The 15107-nt window shown below is 72.0% G+C and carries 17 protein-coding genes; 8 read left to right on the plus strand and 9 right to left on the minus strand.

The window, feature by feature from the left end; translation table 11 throughout:
• Positions 1-150 precede the first annotated feature (150 nt).
• Both rpmB and PZC42_RS12905 read left to right on the plus strand, forming a co-directional pair.
• The gene (gene rpmB, locus PZC42_RS12900) at positions 151-342 is read left to right on the plus strand and encodes a 50S ribosomal protein L28 (RefSeq protein WP_106268555.1); all 192 of its coding nucleotides are present in this window, start codon (positions 151-153) and stop codon (positions 340-342) included.
• A gap of 151 nt (positions 343-493) precedes the next feature.
• Positions 494-1021: a GNAT family N-acetyltransferase gene (locus PZC42_RS12905; protein ID WP_277211716.1), complete on the plus strand. Its 528-nt coding sequence runs from the start codon at positions 494-496 to the stop codon at positions 1019-1021.
• A gap of 125 nt (positions 1022-1146) precedes the next feature.
• On the opposite strand, the gene PZC42_RS12910 is transcribed toward PZC42_RS12905, so the two are convergent.
• Positions 1147-2187, minus strand: a complete 1041-nt coding sequence (locus PZC42_RS12910) for a thiamine-phosphate kinase (RefSeq protein ID WP_277211718.1) — start codon at positions 2185-2187, stop codon at positions 1147-1149.
• A gap of 52 nt (positions 2188-2239) precedes the next feature.
• Between PZC42_RS12910 and PZC42_RS12915 the strand changes: the two genes are divergently transcribed.
• Positions 2240-2707: a DUF3515 domain-containing protein gene (locus PZC42_RS12915; protein WP_277211720.1), complete on the plus strand. Its 468-nt coding sequence runs from the start codon at positions 2240-2242 to the stop codon at positions 2705-2707.
• Positions 2708-2774: 67 nt separating this feature from the next.
• Here PZC42_RS12915 and PZC42_RS12920 read toward each other — a convergent pair whose 3' ends face one another.
• Both PZC42_RS12920 and PZC42_RS12925 read right to left on the minus strand, forming a co-directional pair.
• A complete protein-coding gene (locus PZC42_RS12920; protein WP_277211722.1) occupies positions 2775-3188 on the minus strand; it encodes a VOC family protein in 414 nt (137 codons plus the stop codon).
• 67 nt (positions 3189-3255) lie between these two features.
• Complete coding sequence (locus PZC42_RS12925) at positions 3256-4392, minus strand: D-alanine--D-alanine ligase family protein (RefSeq protein WP_277211724.1); 1137 nt, start codon at positions 4390-4392, stop codon at positions 3256-3258.
• 182 nt (positions 4393-4574) lie between these two features.
• Here PZC42_RS12925 and PZC42_RS12930 point away from each other — a divergent pair, with 182 nt between their 5' ends.
• Positions 4575-5753, plus strand: a complete 1179-nt coding sequence (locus PZC42_RS12930) for an acyl-CoA dehydrogenase family protein (RefSeq protein ID WP_277211740.1) — start codon at positions 4575-4577, stop codon at positions 5751-5753.
• On the opposite strand, the gene PZC42_RS12935 is transcribed toward PZC42_RS12930, so the two are convergent.
• Positions 5740-6441 carry a TetR/AcrR family transcriptional regulator gene (locus tag PZC42_RS12935; RefSeq protein WP_277211742.1) on the minus strand — a complete coding sequence of 234 codons (702 nt, stop codon included), beginning with the start codon at positions 6439-6441 and terminating at the stop codon, positions 5740-5742. The two genes, PZC42_RS12930 and PZC42_RS12935, sit on opposite strands and share 14 nt — an antisense overlap.
• A gap of 89 nt (positions 6442-6530) precedes the next feature.
• Between PZC42_RS12935 and PZC42_RS12940 the strand changes: the two genes are divergently transcribed.
• A complete protein-coding gene (locus tag PZC42_RS12940; RefSeq protein ID WP_277211744.1) occupies positions 6531-7229 on the plus strand; it encodes a DUF4386 domain-containing protein in 699 nt (232 codons plus the stop codon).
• Between the two features lie 19 nt (positions 7230-7248).
• Here PZC42_RS12940 and PZC42_RS12945 read toward each other — a convergent pair whose 3' ends face one another.
• Together PZC42_RS12945 and PZC42_RS12950 are read right to left on the minus strand one after the other, a co-directional pair.
• Complete coding sequence (locus tag PZC42_RS12945; RefSeq protein ID WP_277211746.1) at positions 7249-8058, minus strand: ABC transporter permease; 810 nt, start codon at positions 8056-8058, stop codon at positions 7249-7251.
• The gene (locus PZC42_RS12950; protein WP_277211748.1) at positions 8051-9064 is read right to left on the minus strand and encodes an ABC transporter ATP-binding protein; all 1014 of its coding nucleotides are present in this window, start codon (positions 9062-9064) and stop codon (positions 8051-8053) included. The genes PZC42_RS12945 and PZC42_RS12950 overlap by 8 nt, the downstream gene beginning before the upstream one ends.
• Before the next feature lie 85 nt (positions 9065-9149).
• On the opposite strand from PZC42_RS12950, the gene PZC42_RS12955 reads away from it, so the two are divergent.
• The 3 genes from PZC42_RS12955 to PZC42_RS12965 are packed head-to-tail and all read left to right on the plus strand — an operon-like array spanning position 9150 to position 11746.
• Positions 9150-9890 carry a TetR/AcrR family transcriptional regulator gene (locus PZC42_RS12955; RefSeq protein WP_277211750.1) on the plus strand — a complete coding sequence of 247 codons (741 nt, stop codon included), beginning with the start codon at positions 9150-9152 and terminating at the stop codon, positions 9888-9890.
• A gap of 46 nt (positions 9891-9936) precedes the next feature.
• Positions 9937-11088, plus strand: a complete 1152-nt coding sequence (locus PZC42_RS12960) for a trans-sulfuration enzyme family protein (protein WP_277211752.1) — start codon at positions 9937-9939, stop codon at positions 11086-11088.
• A gap of 46 nt (positions 11089-11134) precedes the next feature.
• Positions 11135-11746, plus strand: coding sequence for an AMIN-like domain-containing (lipo)protein (locus tag PZC42_RS12965; RefSeq protein ID WP_277211754.1), 612 nt, complete (start codon positions 11135-11137; stop codon positions 11744-11746).
• 24 nt (positions 11747-11770) lie between these two features.
• Here the strand turns inward: PZC42_RS12965 and PZC42_RS12970 are convergent, their stop codons facing one another.
• From PZC42_RS12970 to murA, 3 genes are all read right to left on the minus strand, one after another.
• The gene (locus tag PZC42_RS12970; RefSeq protein ID WP_277211945.1) at positions 11771-12772 is read right to left on the minus strand and encodes an NAD(P)H-dependent glycerol-3-phosphate dehydrogenase; all 1002 of its coding nucleotides are present in this window, start codon (positions 12770-12772) and stop codon (positions 11771-11773) included.
• A 5-nt stretch (positions 12773-12777) separates the two neighbouring features.
• Positions 12778-13533 (minus strand): lysophospholipid acyltransferase family protein, encoded by a 756-nt coding sequence (locus PZC42_RS12975; protein WP_277211756.1) that lies wholly within the window; start codon positions 13531-13533, stop codon positions 12778-12780.
• An 88-nt stretch (positions 13534-13621) separates the two neighbouring features.
• Positions 13622-14938, minus strand: coding sequence for a UDP-N-acetylglucosamine 1-carboxyvinyltransferase (gene murA / locus PZC42_RS12980; RefSeq protein ID WP_277211758.1), 1317 nt, complete (start codon positions 14936-14938; stop codon positions 13622-13624).
• Positions 14939-15107 lie beyond the last annotated feature (169 nt).

Raw genomic sequence — 15107 nt, forward strand, 5'->3', positions numbered from 1 at the left:
GTGACGCACCCAACGCCGGCGCTGTTGAGGCCGACGGCGAACATCGGCTATCCTCGTGTGGTTGCCCGGAGTTTCGGGCGCCCCCAGACCATCAACACCTCACGTCCTGCTGTCATGGCGCGGGACGTGCACGACGATTCAGGAGAAACCGTGGCTGCCAACTGCGACGTCTGCGGCAAGGGCCCGGGCTTCGGGCACAGCATCTCGCACTCCCACATCCGCACCAAGCGACGCTGGAACCCGAACATCCAGCGCGTGCGTGCCGTCGTCGCGGGCACCCCCAAGCGCGTGAACGTGTGCACCTCGTGCCTCAAGGCCGGCAAGGTCCAGCGCAAGGCCTGAGCCTGCGCCGTCGGACGCAGGACTGACGAACGCCCGTCGGGTTTCCCGGCGGGCGTCTTGTCGTCCCCGGCGAGCCCACAAAAGCAAAGAGTTCGTGAAGCGTTCACCAATACCTCTAGGCGTTCCCTCCCGGACGTGGCAGGCTGACTCCATGATGGTGGAGACCGACAACGACGTGGTGATCCGTTCCGCGACGACCTCTGACGCCGCCACGATCGCCCAGGTGCACATGACCTCCTGGAAGAGCGCCTACTCCCACGTGCTGCCCACCTCGTACCTCGACTCGCTGGACGTCAGCGAACGTGCCGAGCAGTGGGAGAAGACCCTCGCCTCCGCCGAGGGAACCACGATCGTCGCGGAGGCCGACGGCCGCACCCTCGGGTTCGCCAGCTACGGCCCGTCACGCGACGAGGACGCCGACGACGGCTGCCTGGAGCTCTACGCCATCTATCTCGACCCCGAGTCGTGGGGCCGGGGCGTCGCACGCGACCTGATGCGGACGGTGCTGGCGGACGTCCCGCCGACGGTGCGCATGACGCTGTGGGTCCTGAACGAGAGCCAGCGCGCGCACCACTTCTACCGTCGCCACGGTTTCCACCCCGACGGGGTGGAACGCATCGAGGACTACGGCGACGTGCCGGTGACGGAGATCCGTTTCGCCCGCTCGGCCGAGCGCTGACCCGGAGCGCAGCGAAGCAAGCACAGGGACAGCGCGACCCACGGCAACGAGCGTGACCCGGAGCGCAGCGAAGCAAGCACAGGGACAGCGCGACCCACGGCAACGAGCGCTGACCCGGGTTCTCCTCAGGACCGGAAGTGGTCCCAGCCCGGCGGTACGTCGGGCTCCTCGCCGTCGAGCAGGACGCGCGGACCGGCGTCGCCCGCCGCCGCGACCTCGCCGATCTCCCGGAATCCCGGGGGCAGGCCGTGGTCCGCGACCTCGGCGGGGAAGGCCGCCAGCAGTCCGTGGTCCTCTCCCCCGGACAGCACCCAGCCGTGCGCCAGCTGCCAGCCGTCGACGTCGTCGGTGGCGATCGCCAGCTCGACCGCCGCAGGCACGAGCGCGGTGACGTCACGGGACAGCAGGCCGCTGGACAGGTTCATCGTCACCGCACCGGCTCGGGCCAGGCGCCCGGCGTCTCGCAGCAACCCGTCCGAGACGTCCAGCAGGGCGGTGGCACCGGCGTCGGCGGCCGCCTGCCCGGCGGCGAGCGGCGCCTCGGGGCGCAGGTAGGCCGCGACGAACGGGGCGAGCGGACCTGACGCGCCCGGTGCGCCGTCGTCGGGCGATGCCGCCCCGGAGGCGAGCAGCGCCAGGCCGGCGGCCGACATGCCGAGAACCCCGCAGTGCGCCAGGACGTCGCCGGGCCGGGCACCGGAGCGCAGCACCGGGGTGCGGCCGCCGAGGTCTCCGTGGACGGTGACGGCGACCACGATCTTGTCACCCCCGGACAGGTCGCCTCCGACGACGGCGGCACCGGCGGGCGTGGCTGCGTCCGCCAGCCCGCGCGCGAACCCGGTGACCCAGTCGACGGGCAGGTCGTCCGGCACGACGAGGGAGACGACGAGCGACGTCGCACGTGCGCCCATCGCCGCGATGTCCGCAAGGTTCTGCACGGCGGCGCGGCGGCCGACGTCGAACCCGGTGGACCAGGTCCGGCGGAAGTGCCGGTCCTCGACGAGCACGTCGGTCGAGACCACCACCCGACCGTCCGGAGCCTGGACGACGGCGGCGTCGTCACCCGGGCCGACGTCCACGGTGTCGCCGGCCGGCAGGAGCGGGAAGATGCGGGCCAGGAGCTCTGTCTCGTCGAGGTCGCGCACGCGCACGGTGGGGTCGGTCACGACGGAACCCTAACCGGCTACCGCACCGTACCGGTGCGGGTACCGTGGTCGCGTGCCCGCCCGTCGCGTCCGTGCGCTGCTCTGTCTGCCCGCCCTCGCCCTGCTCGTCGCCTGTACCCCCATGATCGGGGTCGAGGCCGGCGAGGACGCGACGAACCCGGACTGCGCCCCCGTGATGCTGGCACTGCCGGAGGTGGTCGCCGGAGACCTGGAGAAGGCGGACACCAACTCTCAGGCGACTGCCGCGTGGGGCGAGCCGGGCGCCGCGGTGACGTTGCGCTGCGGAGTGACCCCGCCCGGCCCGTCCGCGGACTGCCAGCGCATCGAGTCCGCGGGCGGGACGGTGGACTGGATCGTGGCGAGCAGCGACGACGGGACCTGGCGGTTCACCACGTACGGCCGCGAACCCGCCATCGAGGTGACCGTGCCGCCGGCGGTGACCGCGGACCACTCGACGTCGTTCATCGCGGACCTGAGCCGAGCGGTCGACCTGGTGCCCGCGACCCGGCAGTGCACCTGACCTCGCCCGGCCCCGAGGTGCCGTGAGCCACGGCGAGGTAGCGCAGGCCCCGGCGAGGTAGCGCAGCTCAGGGAACCACGAGCTCGCCCAGGGCTCCCGGGGCGTACGCGACCTCCCAGAGGAAGCCGTCCGGATCCGTGAAGTACCCGGAGTAGCCACCCCATTCACGCTCGACGGCGTCGCCGATCGTCGGTGCACCGGCGCGGCGCGCGTCCTCCAGGACCGCGTCCACCTGGGCCGGGTCGCCGACGTTGTGCGCCAGCGTCACCGGTGGTGTGCCGCCCCGGCTGACCGGGCCGATCTCCTCGAGCGCCGCCCCCTCGTCCCACAGCGAGAGCACGAGGTGCGGTCCGACCTGGAACATGAGGACCTCGCCGGGGACGTCCACGTAGCTGTCCCAGCCGAGCCCGTCGCAGTAGAAGCGGCGCGTCTCGGTCAGGTCGGCGACGACGAGCGTGACGAGGCTGAGTCTCTGGTCCATGGCCGTACGGTCCCATCCGGGGCCGACACGCTGCGCTACCTCACGCCGTCGTGCGCTACCTCGCGGGTCAGCGCAGGCCGGTCGGACGCTCCAGGGCGAGCTGGATGAGCTCGTCCACCAGCTCGGGATAGCTCACACCGGACGCCTGCCACATGCGCGGGTACATCGAGAAGGGCGTGAACCCGGGCATCGTGTTGATCTCGTTGACGATCACCCGCTCGTCCGGGGTCACGAAGACGTCCACCCGCGACAGCCCCTCGGCCTCGACGGCCTCGAAGGTGCGGACCGCGAGCTCGCGGATCTCGTCGACGACGGCGTCCGGCAGCTTCGCGGGGCAGTCGAGCTGCACGTGGGTCTCGTCCAGGTACTTGGCCTCGAAGTCGTAGAAGGCGTGCGTGTCGTCGACGACGATCTCGCCGGGCAGCGAGGCGCGCGCCCGTGCGCCAGCCCGCCCCCCGAGCACCGCGCACTCGATCTCACGGCCTTCGATGCCTGCCTCGACGACGACCTTCGGGTCGTGCTCACGCGCCGCCTCGATCGCGGCGGGCAGGTCGGCGAGGTCGTCGACCCGCGTGATGCCGAGCGAGGATCCCGCGCGGGCGGGCTTCACGAAGAGCGGCAGCCCGAGCGCCTTGATGCGCGCCACGCAGGCGTCAGGATCCGCCGTCCACTCGTGGGGCCTGACGACCTCGTACGGGCCCACCGGCAGGCCGTGACCGGCCAGCACCAGCTTCATGAAGTGCTTGTCCATGCCGACGGCGGAGGCGAGCACGCCCGCCCCGACGTACCGCACGTCGGCGAGCTCGAGGAGACCCTGGACGGTGCCGTCCTCGCCGAACGGTCCGTGCAGCAGCGGGAACACGACGTCGACCTCGCCGAGCAGGCTCGGCACCTGTCCCGGCTCCAGCACCCGCAGCGAGCTCTCGCCCGAGGTGAGGGACAGCACGACCTCCGCGCCGTCGTCGGCGGTCACCTCGGGGAGCCGACCGTCGGTGATCTGCCAGCGTTCGGCGCGGTCCTCGGCGACCACCCAGCGGCCGGCGCGCGTGATACCCACCGGGACGACGTCGTAGGCGGAACGGTCGATCGCGCCGAGGACGCCGGCTGCGGTGGCAGCCGAGATCGCGTGCTCGCCGGAACGCCCACCGAAGAGCAGGGCGACGCGCGGCTTGCGCGCGGGGGCGGAAGGCTGGGTCTCGGACATCGGCCCGACCTTACCGGACCTGACCTCGTTCTCCGCCCCCGTGCGGGAGGTCGTTCATGCGGCCTTGAGGTGTCGGTGCGGTCGTCGTCGACCGCGTCGGAACCAGCGTAGGGGAAGAGACCGACCGGCCCGGTATGTTCTGCCGCGAGAACTTCTCCCGCCCCGGGTGGTTGAATCGCCAGATGGCCGCCGACCCCGCCTCCTTCACCGACCGCCAGCTGCTCACCGACGACCTGCTCGCGACGATCCGCGGGCGCGCGGCGATCCACGACCGTGAGAACTCGTTCTTCGCCGACGACCTCGCCGACCTGGCCGCGGCCGGTTACCTGCGGGCGATGGTCCCCGTCGACCTGGGCGGCGGCGGGCTCACCCTGCGCGAGACCGTCCGGGAGCAGGCCCGCCTCGCCGGGGCAGCTCCCGCGACCGCGCTGGCCGTCAACATGCACCACGTCTGGGTCGGGGTCGCGCGCTACCTCCACGAGCGCGGCGACGACTCTCTCGACTGGTTGCTCACCGAGACCGCCCGCGGCGAGGTCTTCGGGTTCGGCTACTCGGAGGCGGGCAACGACCTGGTGCTGCTCGGGTCCCGCACCGAGGCGCGGCCCGACGGCGAGGGCGGCTACCGCTTCCACGGCCGGAAGATCTTCACGTCCAACTCCCCCGGTTGGACCCGGCTGGGCGTGATGGGCCTGGACGACACCGACCCGGCCGACCCGCGGATCGTGCACGCCTTCGTCACCCGCGACGGCGGCGGGTTCGAGATCCTCGACGACTGGGACACGCTCGGCATGCGCGCCTCCCAGTCATGCACCACGGTGCTGGACGGCGCCCACGCCCCCGCCGACCGCGTCCTGCGCCGGCTCACGCCCGGGCCGAGCCTCGACCCGTACGTGCTCGGCATCTTCACCAGCTTCGAGATCCTCCTCGCCGGGGTGTACACGGGGCTCGCGGACCGGGCGCTGCGCCTGGCCGTCGAGGCGGCCGGCCGCAGGACGTCGATGAAGACCGGCGAGGCGTACTCGCAGGACCCGGACATCCGGCGGCGCATCGCCTCGGCAGCGCTCGCTCTCGACGGCATCTGGCCGCAGCTCGACCAGGTGGCCGGCGAGATCGACGCGCGCGTCGACCGCGGCGCCGGGTACTTCCGTGCGACGGCGGGCCTCAAGGTGCGCGCCACCGAGACGGCGCGCTACGTCGTGGACGAGGCGATCCGCTGCTCGGGCGGCTCGACCTACTTCAACCGGTCCGAGCTCGGCAGGCTCTACCGCGACGTCCTGGCCGGCACCTTCCACCCGAGCGACGACGAGTCGGCCCACTCGCTGGTGGCGCAGTCGATCCTGGGACCTCTCACCCAGGACTGAGTCTCAGGACCGGAGCCTCGGTGAGGCGGGCTCGCTCGAGCCCGTCGAGCAGCAGGTCGAGCGTGAACTCGAACTCCGTCTGGCTGTCGCACCAGCCGAGCGTGGGGTCGCCTGCGTCGTGGAGCTCGGACGCGACCATCGCCGTGGTGTACGGCAGCGCTGCCGCCATCGCCTCCATCTCGGCCTCCGAGGCCTCCGCGTCCCCGGCGTCGCCCGGGCTGAAGAGCTCCTGGGAGAACCCGAGGACCATGCTGCCCAGCGCGTGCATCGCACGGTGGGCCAGCCGGTAGGTGCAGCCGCCCCGGACCATCGCACCGAGCACGTCCTCGTAGAGCTGGAAGACCGCCGGTCGGATCGTCGTGCGCGAGCCGAGCAGGCCGGGCATCCACGGGTGCCGCAGCATGACGCTCCGTGCCGCGAGGCAGCGGGCACGCACCTGGGTGACCCATCCGTCGTCGGCCGCAGGTTGCTCACTCACCGCCTGGGCGATCTCCACCGCGACGAGGTCGATGAGCCCGTCGAGGAGCTCCTCCTTCTTGCCAGGGAGATGGTGGTAGAGCGACATCGCCTCGACGCCGAGCCTCGATGCGACGCCGCGCATGGTCACGGCGGCGAGACCGTCGGCGTCAGCGAGGGCGACTCCGGCAGCAAGGACGCGCTCCCTCGTCACGGACTTCGTCGCCGCCATGTCCGCTCACCCCTTCCGTCGCCTCACCTTACGACGTATGGTCACCTTACGGCGTAAGACTTACGTCGTAAGAGCGAAAGAGGCATCTCATGAACGTGTCCATCTCCCGGCCCGTCGCCCGCACGACCGGCCTGCTCTACCTCGCCATGGCCTTCGTCGGCGTCCCGGGTTTCCTCGTGATCCGCCCGGTGCTCTTCGACCACGACAGCCCGGCGGCGACGATGGCGCAGCTCGTCGAGAACGAGGCGCTGGCCCGCGTCGGGATCGGGCTCGAGCTCGCCCTCGTGATCGTCCAGGCGCTCACGGCCCTGTGGTTCTTCCGGCTCTTCCGCACCGTCGACCGGTTCGCCGCCGGGGCGCTCGCCGCGTTCGGCACGGTCAACGCGATCGCCATCCTGGTCAGCGCCGCCGGGCTCGCGACAGCGCTCGAGGCGGCCCTGGGCGGTGACGCAGCCGGCACCCAGCTCATGTACGCGCTCTCCGGCAGCCTCTGGGGCGTCGGGGCCGTCTTCTTCGGTCTGTGGCTCGTCCCGATGGGCCTGCTCGCACGCCCTGCAGGCATGCCGCGCGCCCTCGGCTGGATCCTCGTGGCCGGCGGGATCGGCTACGTCGCGAGCGCCTTCGTCGGCTACGTCGTCCCGGACGCCGGCCCCCTCGCCCAGCTGCTCACCGCACCCGCCACGGTGGGCGAGTTCTGGATGATCGGCCTCCTGCTGTGGCACGGCCTGCGTCGCACCCCGGCGCCCGCTACTGAGGCCACGCACCAAGAAGCACCCGCCGAGGCCTGACCGGGTCCTCGGAAACGCGTCAGTCCCGGCGGGTCAGAGCCCGGAGACCGAGCAGGACACCGAGCACGCACCACGCCACGAGCACGACGAGGTCTCGGGCGTCGGCTGAGTATGCCTCGGATGCGAGCCCGGCCCGCAGCAGATCGCCCGCCGCCTGCACGGGCAGCCAGTCATGGACAGCCTGGAACCACTCCGGCAGCTGGCTCGCCGGGAAGGTCAGCGGCGAGAAGAGCATCACGAAGAAGACGAGCACCTGGCTGACGAGCTGGGCGAGCACCGGCGGCAGCGTCACCGCCAGCGCGTAGCCGACCGACGTCGCGGTCACCGTGACGAGCACCACCGCGGCCAGCAGCACGGGCCAGTCGAGCACGAGCGCGAGGTCGAACCGGAGCTCGGCGACGACGACCGCCACGGCCACGCTGGGCAGCGCCACGAGGAGCCACACGGTCAGGTCCGCCAGCAGGATCATCAGCCGCGGCACGGGCAGCGAGCGCAGGAACACGAAGGTGCCGTCGGTCCGGGCCCGCGCCACACCCTGTGGCACGATCACGAGCCCGACGGTCATGAGCAGCACCGTCGGTGCCCCTGTCGCCAGGTAGCGAGCGGTCGCTGCGTCGATGTCCGGGATGACGAACCCGAAGCCGATGATGATCCCCGCGGCGAGCAGCGCCTGCACGACGACGACCAACGGCAGGACGCTGCCCACCTGGGCGATGTTCCACCGCACCAGCGAGCGGTAGGCGGACCACGAGCCGGTCTCCGCCGGGGCCGGCGGCGAGGGGTTCGCGGTCAGGAGAGCGGAGGACTCGGCGGAGGTCTGCTCAGGCATGGTTGCTCGTCTCGGTCGTCGCGGTGCCGGCAAGGGTCCTGGTGCTCGCCCCGGTGCCGGAGGTCCCGGCGGACCCCGTCCGCGCGAGGTAGGCGTCCTCGAGCGTCGCGGGACCGAGCGTGTAGCCGTCGACGAGGCCCGCGGCGCGCAGGGAGCCCGCCCAGGCGACCGCCGGCGCCGCCTGGTCCGCGGGCACCACGAGCAGCACCCGGCGGCCTGCGCTCACCCGCTGCAGCACCGGGACGGGGACGCCGTCCCCGGTGGGGTCGCTGCTTCCCGGCGGCAGCGAGAGCTCGAGGCGCAACCCGTCGTCCATCCCGGCGGTGAGCCGCGCCGGCGACCCGGAGGCCACCACCTCGCCGCGGTCCAGGACGACGAGCTCGTCGACCACCTTCTCCGCCTCGAGGACGTTGTGCGTCACGAGGAGCACGCCCGCGCCTCGGTCCCCGAGCCGGCGCACGGCGTCCCACAACCGCCGGCGTCGGGAGGCGTCGACGTCGTTGGTGGGTTCGTCGAGCACGACCAGCGGCGCAGGTGACGCGACGGCCATCGCGAAGCCGGCGAGCCGCCGCACCCCACCGGACAGACCCCGACCCTCGGGCAGCGCCCGCTGGTCCATCCACGGTGCGATGTCGAGCTCGTCGGCGAGCCGCGCGGCAGCCTGGCGCGCTGCTCGACGCGGCAGACCACGCAAGCGAGCGGCGAGCTCGACGGCCGTGCGGGGAGTCAGCCCGTCGAGCGGCACCTGCCCCTGTGCCTGCAGGGCGACGAGCCGGCGCGCGGCACCGGGGTGCGCGACGGCGTCGACACCGGCTACGCGGATCTCCCCCGCGTCCGGACGGAGCAGACCCACGATCTGCGAGACGAGAGTGGTCTTGCCCGCACCGTTGTGCCCCAGGAGTCCGACCACCTCCCCCGCCCGGACACGGAACCCGATCGCCGCATTGGCCGTGACCTCGCCGAAGCGCTTGGTCACACCGTCCACGACGAGGACGTCGTCGGTCATAGGAGTCTCCTCAGATACCGTCAGTCTTGGAATACTGAGAGTATCCCAATACCTCCGGTCTTGGCCAGGGATAGGCTGGGGAACCATGACACCCGAGGTGATGAGCAGGGCCGACCGCCAGCGGCAGACCCGCGAGGCACTCGTGCAGACCGCCCGCGCCGTCTTCGCCCGCGACGGCTACCACGGCGCGCGGCTGGACAGCATCGCGCGCGAGGCCGGGTACTCCAAGGGAGCGGTCTACTCAAACTTCGCGGGCAAGGCCGATCTCTTCCTGGCGGTCATCGACGCCAACCTCGACCTGGCCACCCCTGGCGACTGGGACCCCTTCGAGCCTGCGCGCAGCACGCCGTCCGGGCCCCGGCAGACCAGCGCCGGCGACGACTGCCCCGTCGACCACGCCTCGCACACACCGGTCGACGACGCCGAGCTCGAGGAGGTGCTCCGCGGGTTCGCCCTCGCCACGCTCGAGTTCATCGCCAGCGCCGCCCGCGACGAGGCCCTGACCGCACGGATGGCCACCAAGATGGAGGCGATGATCCGGCTCAGCGACGCCGTCGCGGAACGCGCGCCGGACGACGACGAGCTCACCACGACCGAACGTGCCACCCTGCTCACCGCACTGGAGCAGGGTGCCGCCCTGCAAAGCCTCGGCGGGGTCGGGCACCTCGACCAACGCCTCCTGCGCGTCGGGTTCCGTCGGCTGCTCGACCCCCGCCGCGCCGCCCTCGAGCGGGTCGACGACGCCCACGGTGAGACCGGCCTGCACCGCCAGGAGTACCGCGAGGAGATCCGCCGCAGCATCCACGACGACGGGTTCACCCGCTGAATCCCGGTGTGACGTCGGCGCCGGACCCGCCCCGTAACCTGGCGCCATGACGCACGAGCCCACCGAGATCGCACCCCTGCGCTCCCCCGCCACCGTGGCCGTGACGGCCGGGCGACCCCCGCGGGTCCAGGGCGGCCCGGTCAACCCGCCGGTCGTCCTCAGCTCGACCTACGTCTCGGCGGGCGTCCCCGGGGGCGAGCTGCTCTACGCGCGCGGCGGCACCGAGACGTGGGAACCGTTCGAGGAGGCGCTCGCCACGCTCGAAGGTGGCGCCCACGGCGTCGTGTTCGGCTCCGGCATGGCGGCGATCGCCGCGACGCTCGGCGACGTGCCGGACGGCGGCGCGGTCGTCGTGCCGCGCCACGCCTACCAGGTGACGCTCGGCTATCTCGACGACCTGACGCGCCGGCACGGCCTCGAGGTGCGGCGGGTCGACATCGCCGACACGGACCAGGTGGTGACCGCGCTCGACGGTGCCGACCTGCTCATGGCCGAGTCCCCCACCAACCCGATGCTGGAGGTCGCCGACCTGCCCGCGATCCTCGCCGCCGCCCGCGAGCGCGGTGTTCCCACGGTCGTCGACAACACGTTCGCCACACCCCTCGGGCAGCGACCTCTCGAGCTGGGCGCCGACGTCGTGGTGCACTCGGTGACGAAGTACCTGGCCGGCCACTCCGACGTCGTGCTCGGCGCTGTCGTGACCAACGACGACGAGACCGCCGCCCGGATCCGCGCCTACCGCACCCTGCACGGTGCGATCGCCGGGCCCATGGAGGTCTTCCTCGCGCTGCGCGGGCTGCGCACCCTGCACCTGCGCGTCGAGCGCGCCGCCGCCAACGCCGCCGAGCTCGCCAGCCGCCTGGCCGGCCACGCCGCCGTCGCCGAGGTGCGCCACCCCTCCCTGCCGTCCGACCCGGGCCACGAGCGCGCCGCGCAGCAGATGTCGTCGTTCGGCGCGGTCGTCGGCCTGCGACCCGTCGGTGGCCTCGAGGCCGCCGACTCCGTCGTCGACGCCGTCCGGCTGTGGGTTCCTGCGACGTCGCTCGGCGGGGTCGAGTCGACGCTTGAGCGCCGCCGCCGGTTCACCACGGAGTCGACGACCGTGCCCGAGGACCTGATCCGCCTGTCCGTGGGGATCGAGGACGTCGAGGACCTGTGGGCAGACCTGGCGCAAGCGCTGGGCAGCCGCGGCGCCTAGGCTGGCCGGGACGGGCGCACCGCGTGCCCGGGTCGGGAGGCAGGACGTGCGCACGAGGCATCACCGCCAGCTGTGGGCCGGAGTCGCCGCTGCGGCGCTGGCCCTCGTCGTCGCCGGCTGCGGGGGCGGCTCCGGCATGCCGGGCTACGGCACCGGGACTCCCACGGAAGACACCAGCACGCCCACCGACGACGCGTCACCGACAGAGGGTTCCGCCACCTTCGAGGGCGGCACCGCGCTCGACACGGCCGAGCCCGGCGGTGACCAGCTCCTGACCGTCACCGACGTCGTCGTCGAGCCCCAGGACGGCTTCGACCGCGTGATCTTCACGCTGGACGGCAGCGGGACCCCGGGCTGGCGTGTCGAGTACGTCGACGAGGCCCTCGATCCGGGCAAGGGCGACGTCGTCGAGGTCGCCGGCGACGCGGTGCTGCAGGTGGTGGTGCTGGGCACGGCGATGCCGATGGACTCCGGCGTCGAGGAGTACGAGGGCACGCCGGTCGTGCCCGACGGCGCAGGGTCCGTCGAGGATGTCGTCTACCGCTTCGTGTTCGAGGGGCAGACGACGGCGTTCGTGGGCGTCGCCGGTGAGGCGAAGCCGTTCGCCGTCTCGGTCGAGCAGGATCCGACCCGCCTGGTCGTCGACGTCGGTCACTGACCGGGCCCGACGGCACCGCGCGGCTCAGTCGGCTGCGCTCTCCGCCTTCTGGGGACGCGAGAGCAGGGCACGCGCCATGTCGTCCACGGACAGCCCCTCGTGCAGCACCGCCACGACGCCGGCGGTGATCGGCATGTCCACCCCGTGCTTCTGCGCCAGCTCCAGGACCGACTTCGAGGACTTCACGCCCTCGGCCGTGGTGCCGGTGGCGATGAGGGCGTCCTCGAGCGACATGCCCTGCCCCACGTGCTTGCCGAGCGTGTGGTTGCGCGACAACGGCGACGCGCACGTCGCGACGAGGTCACCCATGCCCGCCAGGCCGGCGAAGGTCTCCGGCTGGGCGCCGAGCGCCCGCCCGAGCCGGGTGATCTCGACCAGGCCACGGGTGATGACCGTCGCCGTGGTGTTCCACCCGAACCCGCGACCCTGGGCCATGCCGATCGCCAGCGCGATGACGTTCTTCACCGCGCCGCACAGCTCGACCCCGACCACGTCGGAGTTGGTGTACGGGCGGAAGTAGGCGTTCGAGCAGGCCTCGGCGGCGAGGCGTGCGTTGCCCTCGTCCGGGCAGGCCACGACGGTGGCCGTGGGCTGACGCGTCGCGATCTCCTTGGCGAGGTTCGGCCCCGAGACCACCACGACGCGGTCGAGCGAGATGTCGAGAGCCTCGGCGATCACCTGGCTCATGCGCTTGTCCGTGCTGAGCTCGATGCCCTTCATGAGCGAGACCACCACCGCGTCCGGCTCCAGGTGCTCCCGCAGACCCTCCAGGGTGGTCCGGGCCACCTGGGACGGGATCGCGACCACGACGACGCGAGCGCCGGCGAGCGCTGCCGCGGCATCCGTCGTCGCGCGCATCGCCGGCAGCTCGACCTCAGGGAGGTACTTGGAGTTGCGGCGTGCGGACGCCACCTCCTGGACCACGGCCTCGTCCCTACCCCACAGCGTCACGTCGCACCCGGCGTCGGCCATGACCATCGCGAACGTCGTGCCCCAGGACCCGGAGCCGAGAACGGCAGCCTGCACGCCGCTCACGGGCGCTCCACCGGCGGGTAGTGCATCTTCTTCACCTCGTAGTCAGGATGCTTGCGCAGGTCGAACCGGTGTTCCGGTGCCCGCTCGTCACGCAGCTCGGCGAGCAGCGCCGTGATCGCGTCCATGACGCGGTCCATCACCTCGCGCAGGGTCGCGGAGTCCTGCGGTCGGTCGTACAGGTCCGAGAGGTCCACCGGCGGCCCTGCGACGACCTGCACCCGCTTGCGCGGGAACGGCCTGAGCAGCCGCCCGTAGCGCGGCAGGATGTCCGTGGCGCCCCACTGGGCGACAGGCACCACGGGCAGCCTGGTCGTCAGCGCGATGCGCGCCAGACCGGTCTTGGGCTCCATGGGCCAGCAGTCCGGGTCCCGGGTGAGCGTCCCCTCGGGAAAGATCGCCACGCAGGCCCCGTCCCCGAGCTCCTCGCCCGCCCGCTGCAAGGACCGCGCGGCGGCCGCGCTCCCCCGGTCCACCGGGATCATGTTGGTGCCTCGCAGCACGGTGCCGACCACCGGCGTGGTGAACAGACCACGCTTGGCCAGGACGCGCGGCTCGTACCCCTGGTCGAAGAGATAGTGCACGAACGTCAGGGCATCCAGCTCCGTGACGTGGTTCGCCGCGGCGATGAAGCCGCCCTCGGACGGGAAGTTCTCGCTGCCGCTCCACTCGTAGCGGCACATCGAGAACATCAGGGGTCTGACGATCCTCGCGATGGCGCGATAGATGCGCGACTCAGGTCTGGCGATGGGCACGGCCACAGAGCCTACCTGTCCGACGGCGGCACGGGGCCCGGGGAGGTCCGCCCCCCGGGTCCCGGTCAGCGGTGGTCGACGGTCGGTCTCAGCCGCGGGAGACGTCGGCGCCGAGAGCGACGAGCTTGTCCTGGAACGACTCGTAACCCCGGTCGATCAACGAGATGCCCCGTACCGTGGAGGTGCCCTTGGCCGCCAGCGCCGCGATCAGGTGCGAGAAGCCGCCCCGCAGGTCCGGCACCTCGATGTCCGCGGCCGCCAACGGCGTCGGCCCCGACACGACCGCGGAGTGATGGAAGTTGCGCTGCCCGAACCGGCACGCACCCCCACCCAGGCACTCCTTGTACACCTGGATCGTGGCACCCATCTGACGCAACGCCTCGGTGAACCCGAACCGGTTCTCGTACACCGTCTCGTGCACGATCGACAGGCCCGTGGCCTGTGTCAGCGCCACCACCAACGGCTGCTGCCAGTCCGTCATGAAACCCGGGTGCACGTCCGTCTCCAGCACGATCGGTCGCAGGTCACCGCCGGGGTGCCAGAACCGGATGCCGTCGTCCTGCACGTCGAACTGCCCACCGACCTTGCGGAACGTGTTCAGGAACGTCATCATCTCCGGCTGCGTGGCGCCCTTGATCGTCACGTCACCACCGGTCGCCAACGCCGCCGACGCCCACGACGCCGCCTCGATCCGGTCACCCAGCGCCGTGTGGTTGTACCCCTCGAGGCGGTCCACGCCCTCGATCCGGATCACCCGGTCGGTGTCCACCGAGATGATCGCGCCCATCTTCTGCAGCACCGCGATCAGGTCCATGATCTCGGGCTCGGTCGCCGCCCCCGACAGCTCCGTGATCCCCTCCGCACGCACCGCGGTCAGCAGCAGCTGCTCCGTCGCCCCCACCGACGGGTACGGCAGCGAGATCTTCGTTCCCTGCAGGCGCCGCGGGGCCCGCAGGTGGATCCCGTTCGGACGCTTGTCCACCACCGCACCGAACTGCCGCAGGATGTCCAGGTGGTAGTCGATCGGCCGGTCCCCGATCCGGCACCCACCCAGGTCCGGGATGAACGCCTCGCCCAGCCGGTGCAGCAGCGGACCGCAGAACAGGATCGGGATCCGCGACGACCCTGCGTGCGCGTCGATGTCCGCCACGTGCGCCGACTCCACGTTCGACGGGTCCAGGTCGAGGATCCCCGCCTCCGGGTCGTACTTCACGTTCACCCCGTGCAGCTCCAGCAGGCCAGAGACCACGGCCACGTCCCGGATCTGCGGCACGTTGCGCAGCACGCTCGGCGACTCACCCAGCAACGACGCCACCATCGCCTTCGACACGAAGTTCTTCGCGCCCCGCACCGAGATGGTGCCCTGCAACGGCGTCCCACCGTTCACATACAGCAGATCAGTCATAGCGAGTCGTTCATCCTGTCGTCACGGGGATTCCGGCAGCACGTGAGTGCCGCCCTCGGAGCGGGCCACGGTGGCTCGCGTCGCGCGGGGGTGCGCAGCGCGTTCGATCCTGCCCTCGCGGGCCCGGTGGTGCCAACATCCGGCACCCCCGGAGTATTCACGTTCACCA

This window comes from Isoptericola croceus (assembly GCF_029382255.1).
GTDB classification, from domain to species: domain Bacteria; phylum Actinomycetota; class Actinomycetes; order Actinomycetales; family Cellulomonadaceae; genus Isoptericola; species Isoptericola croceus.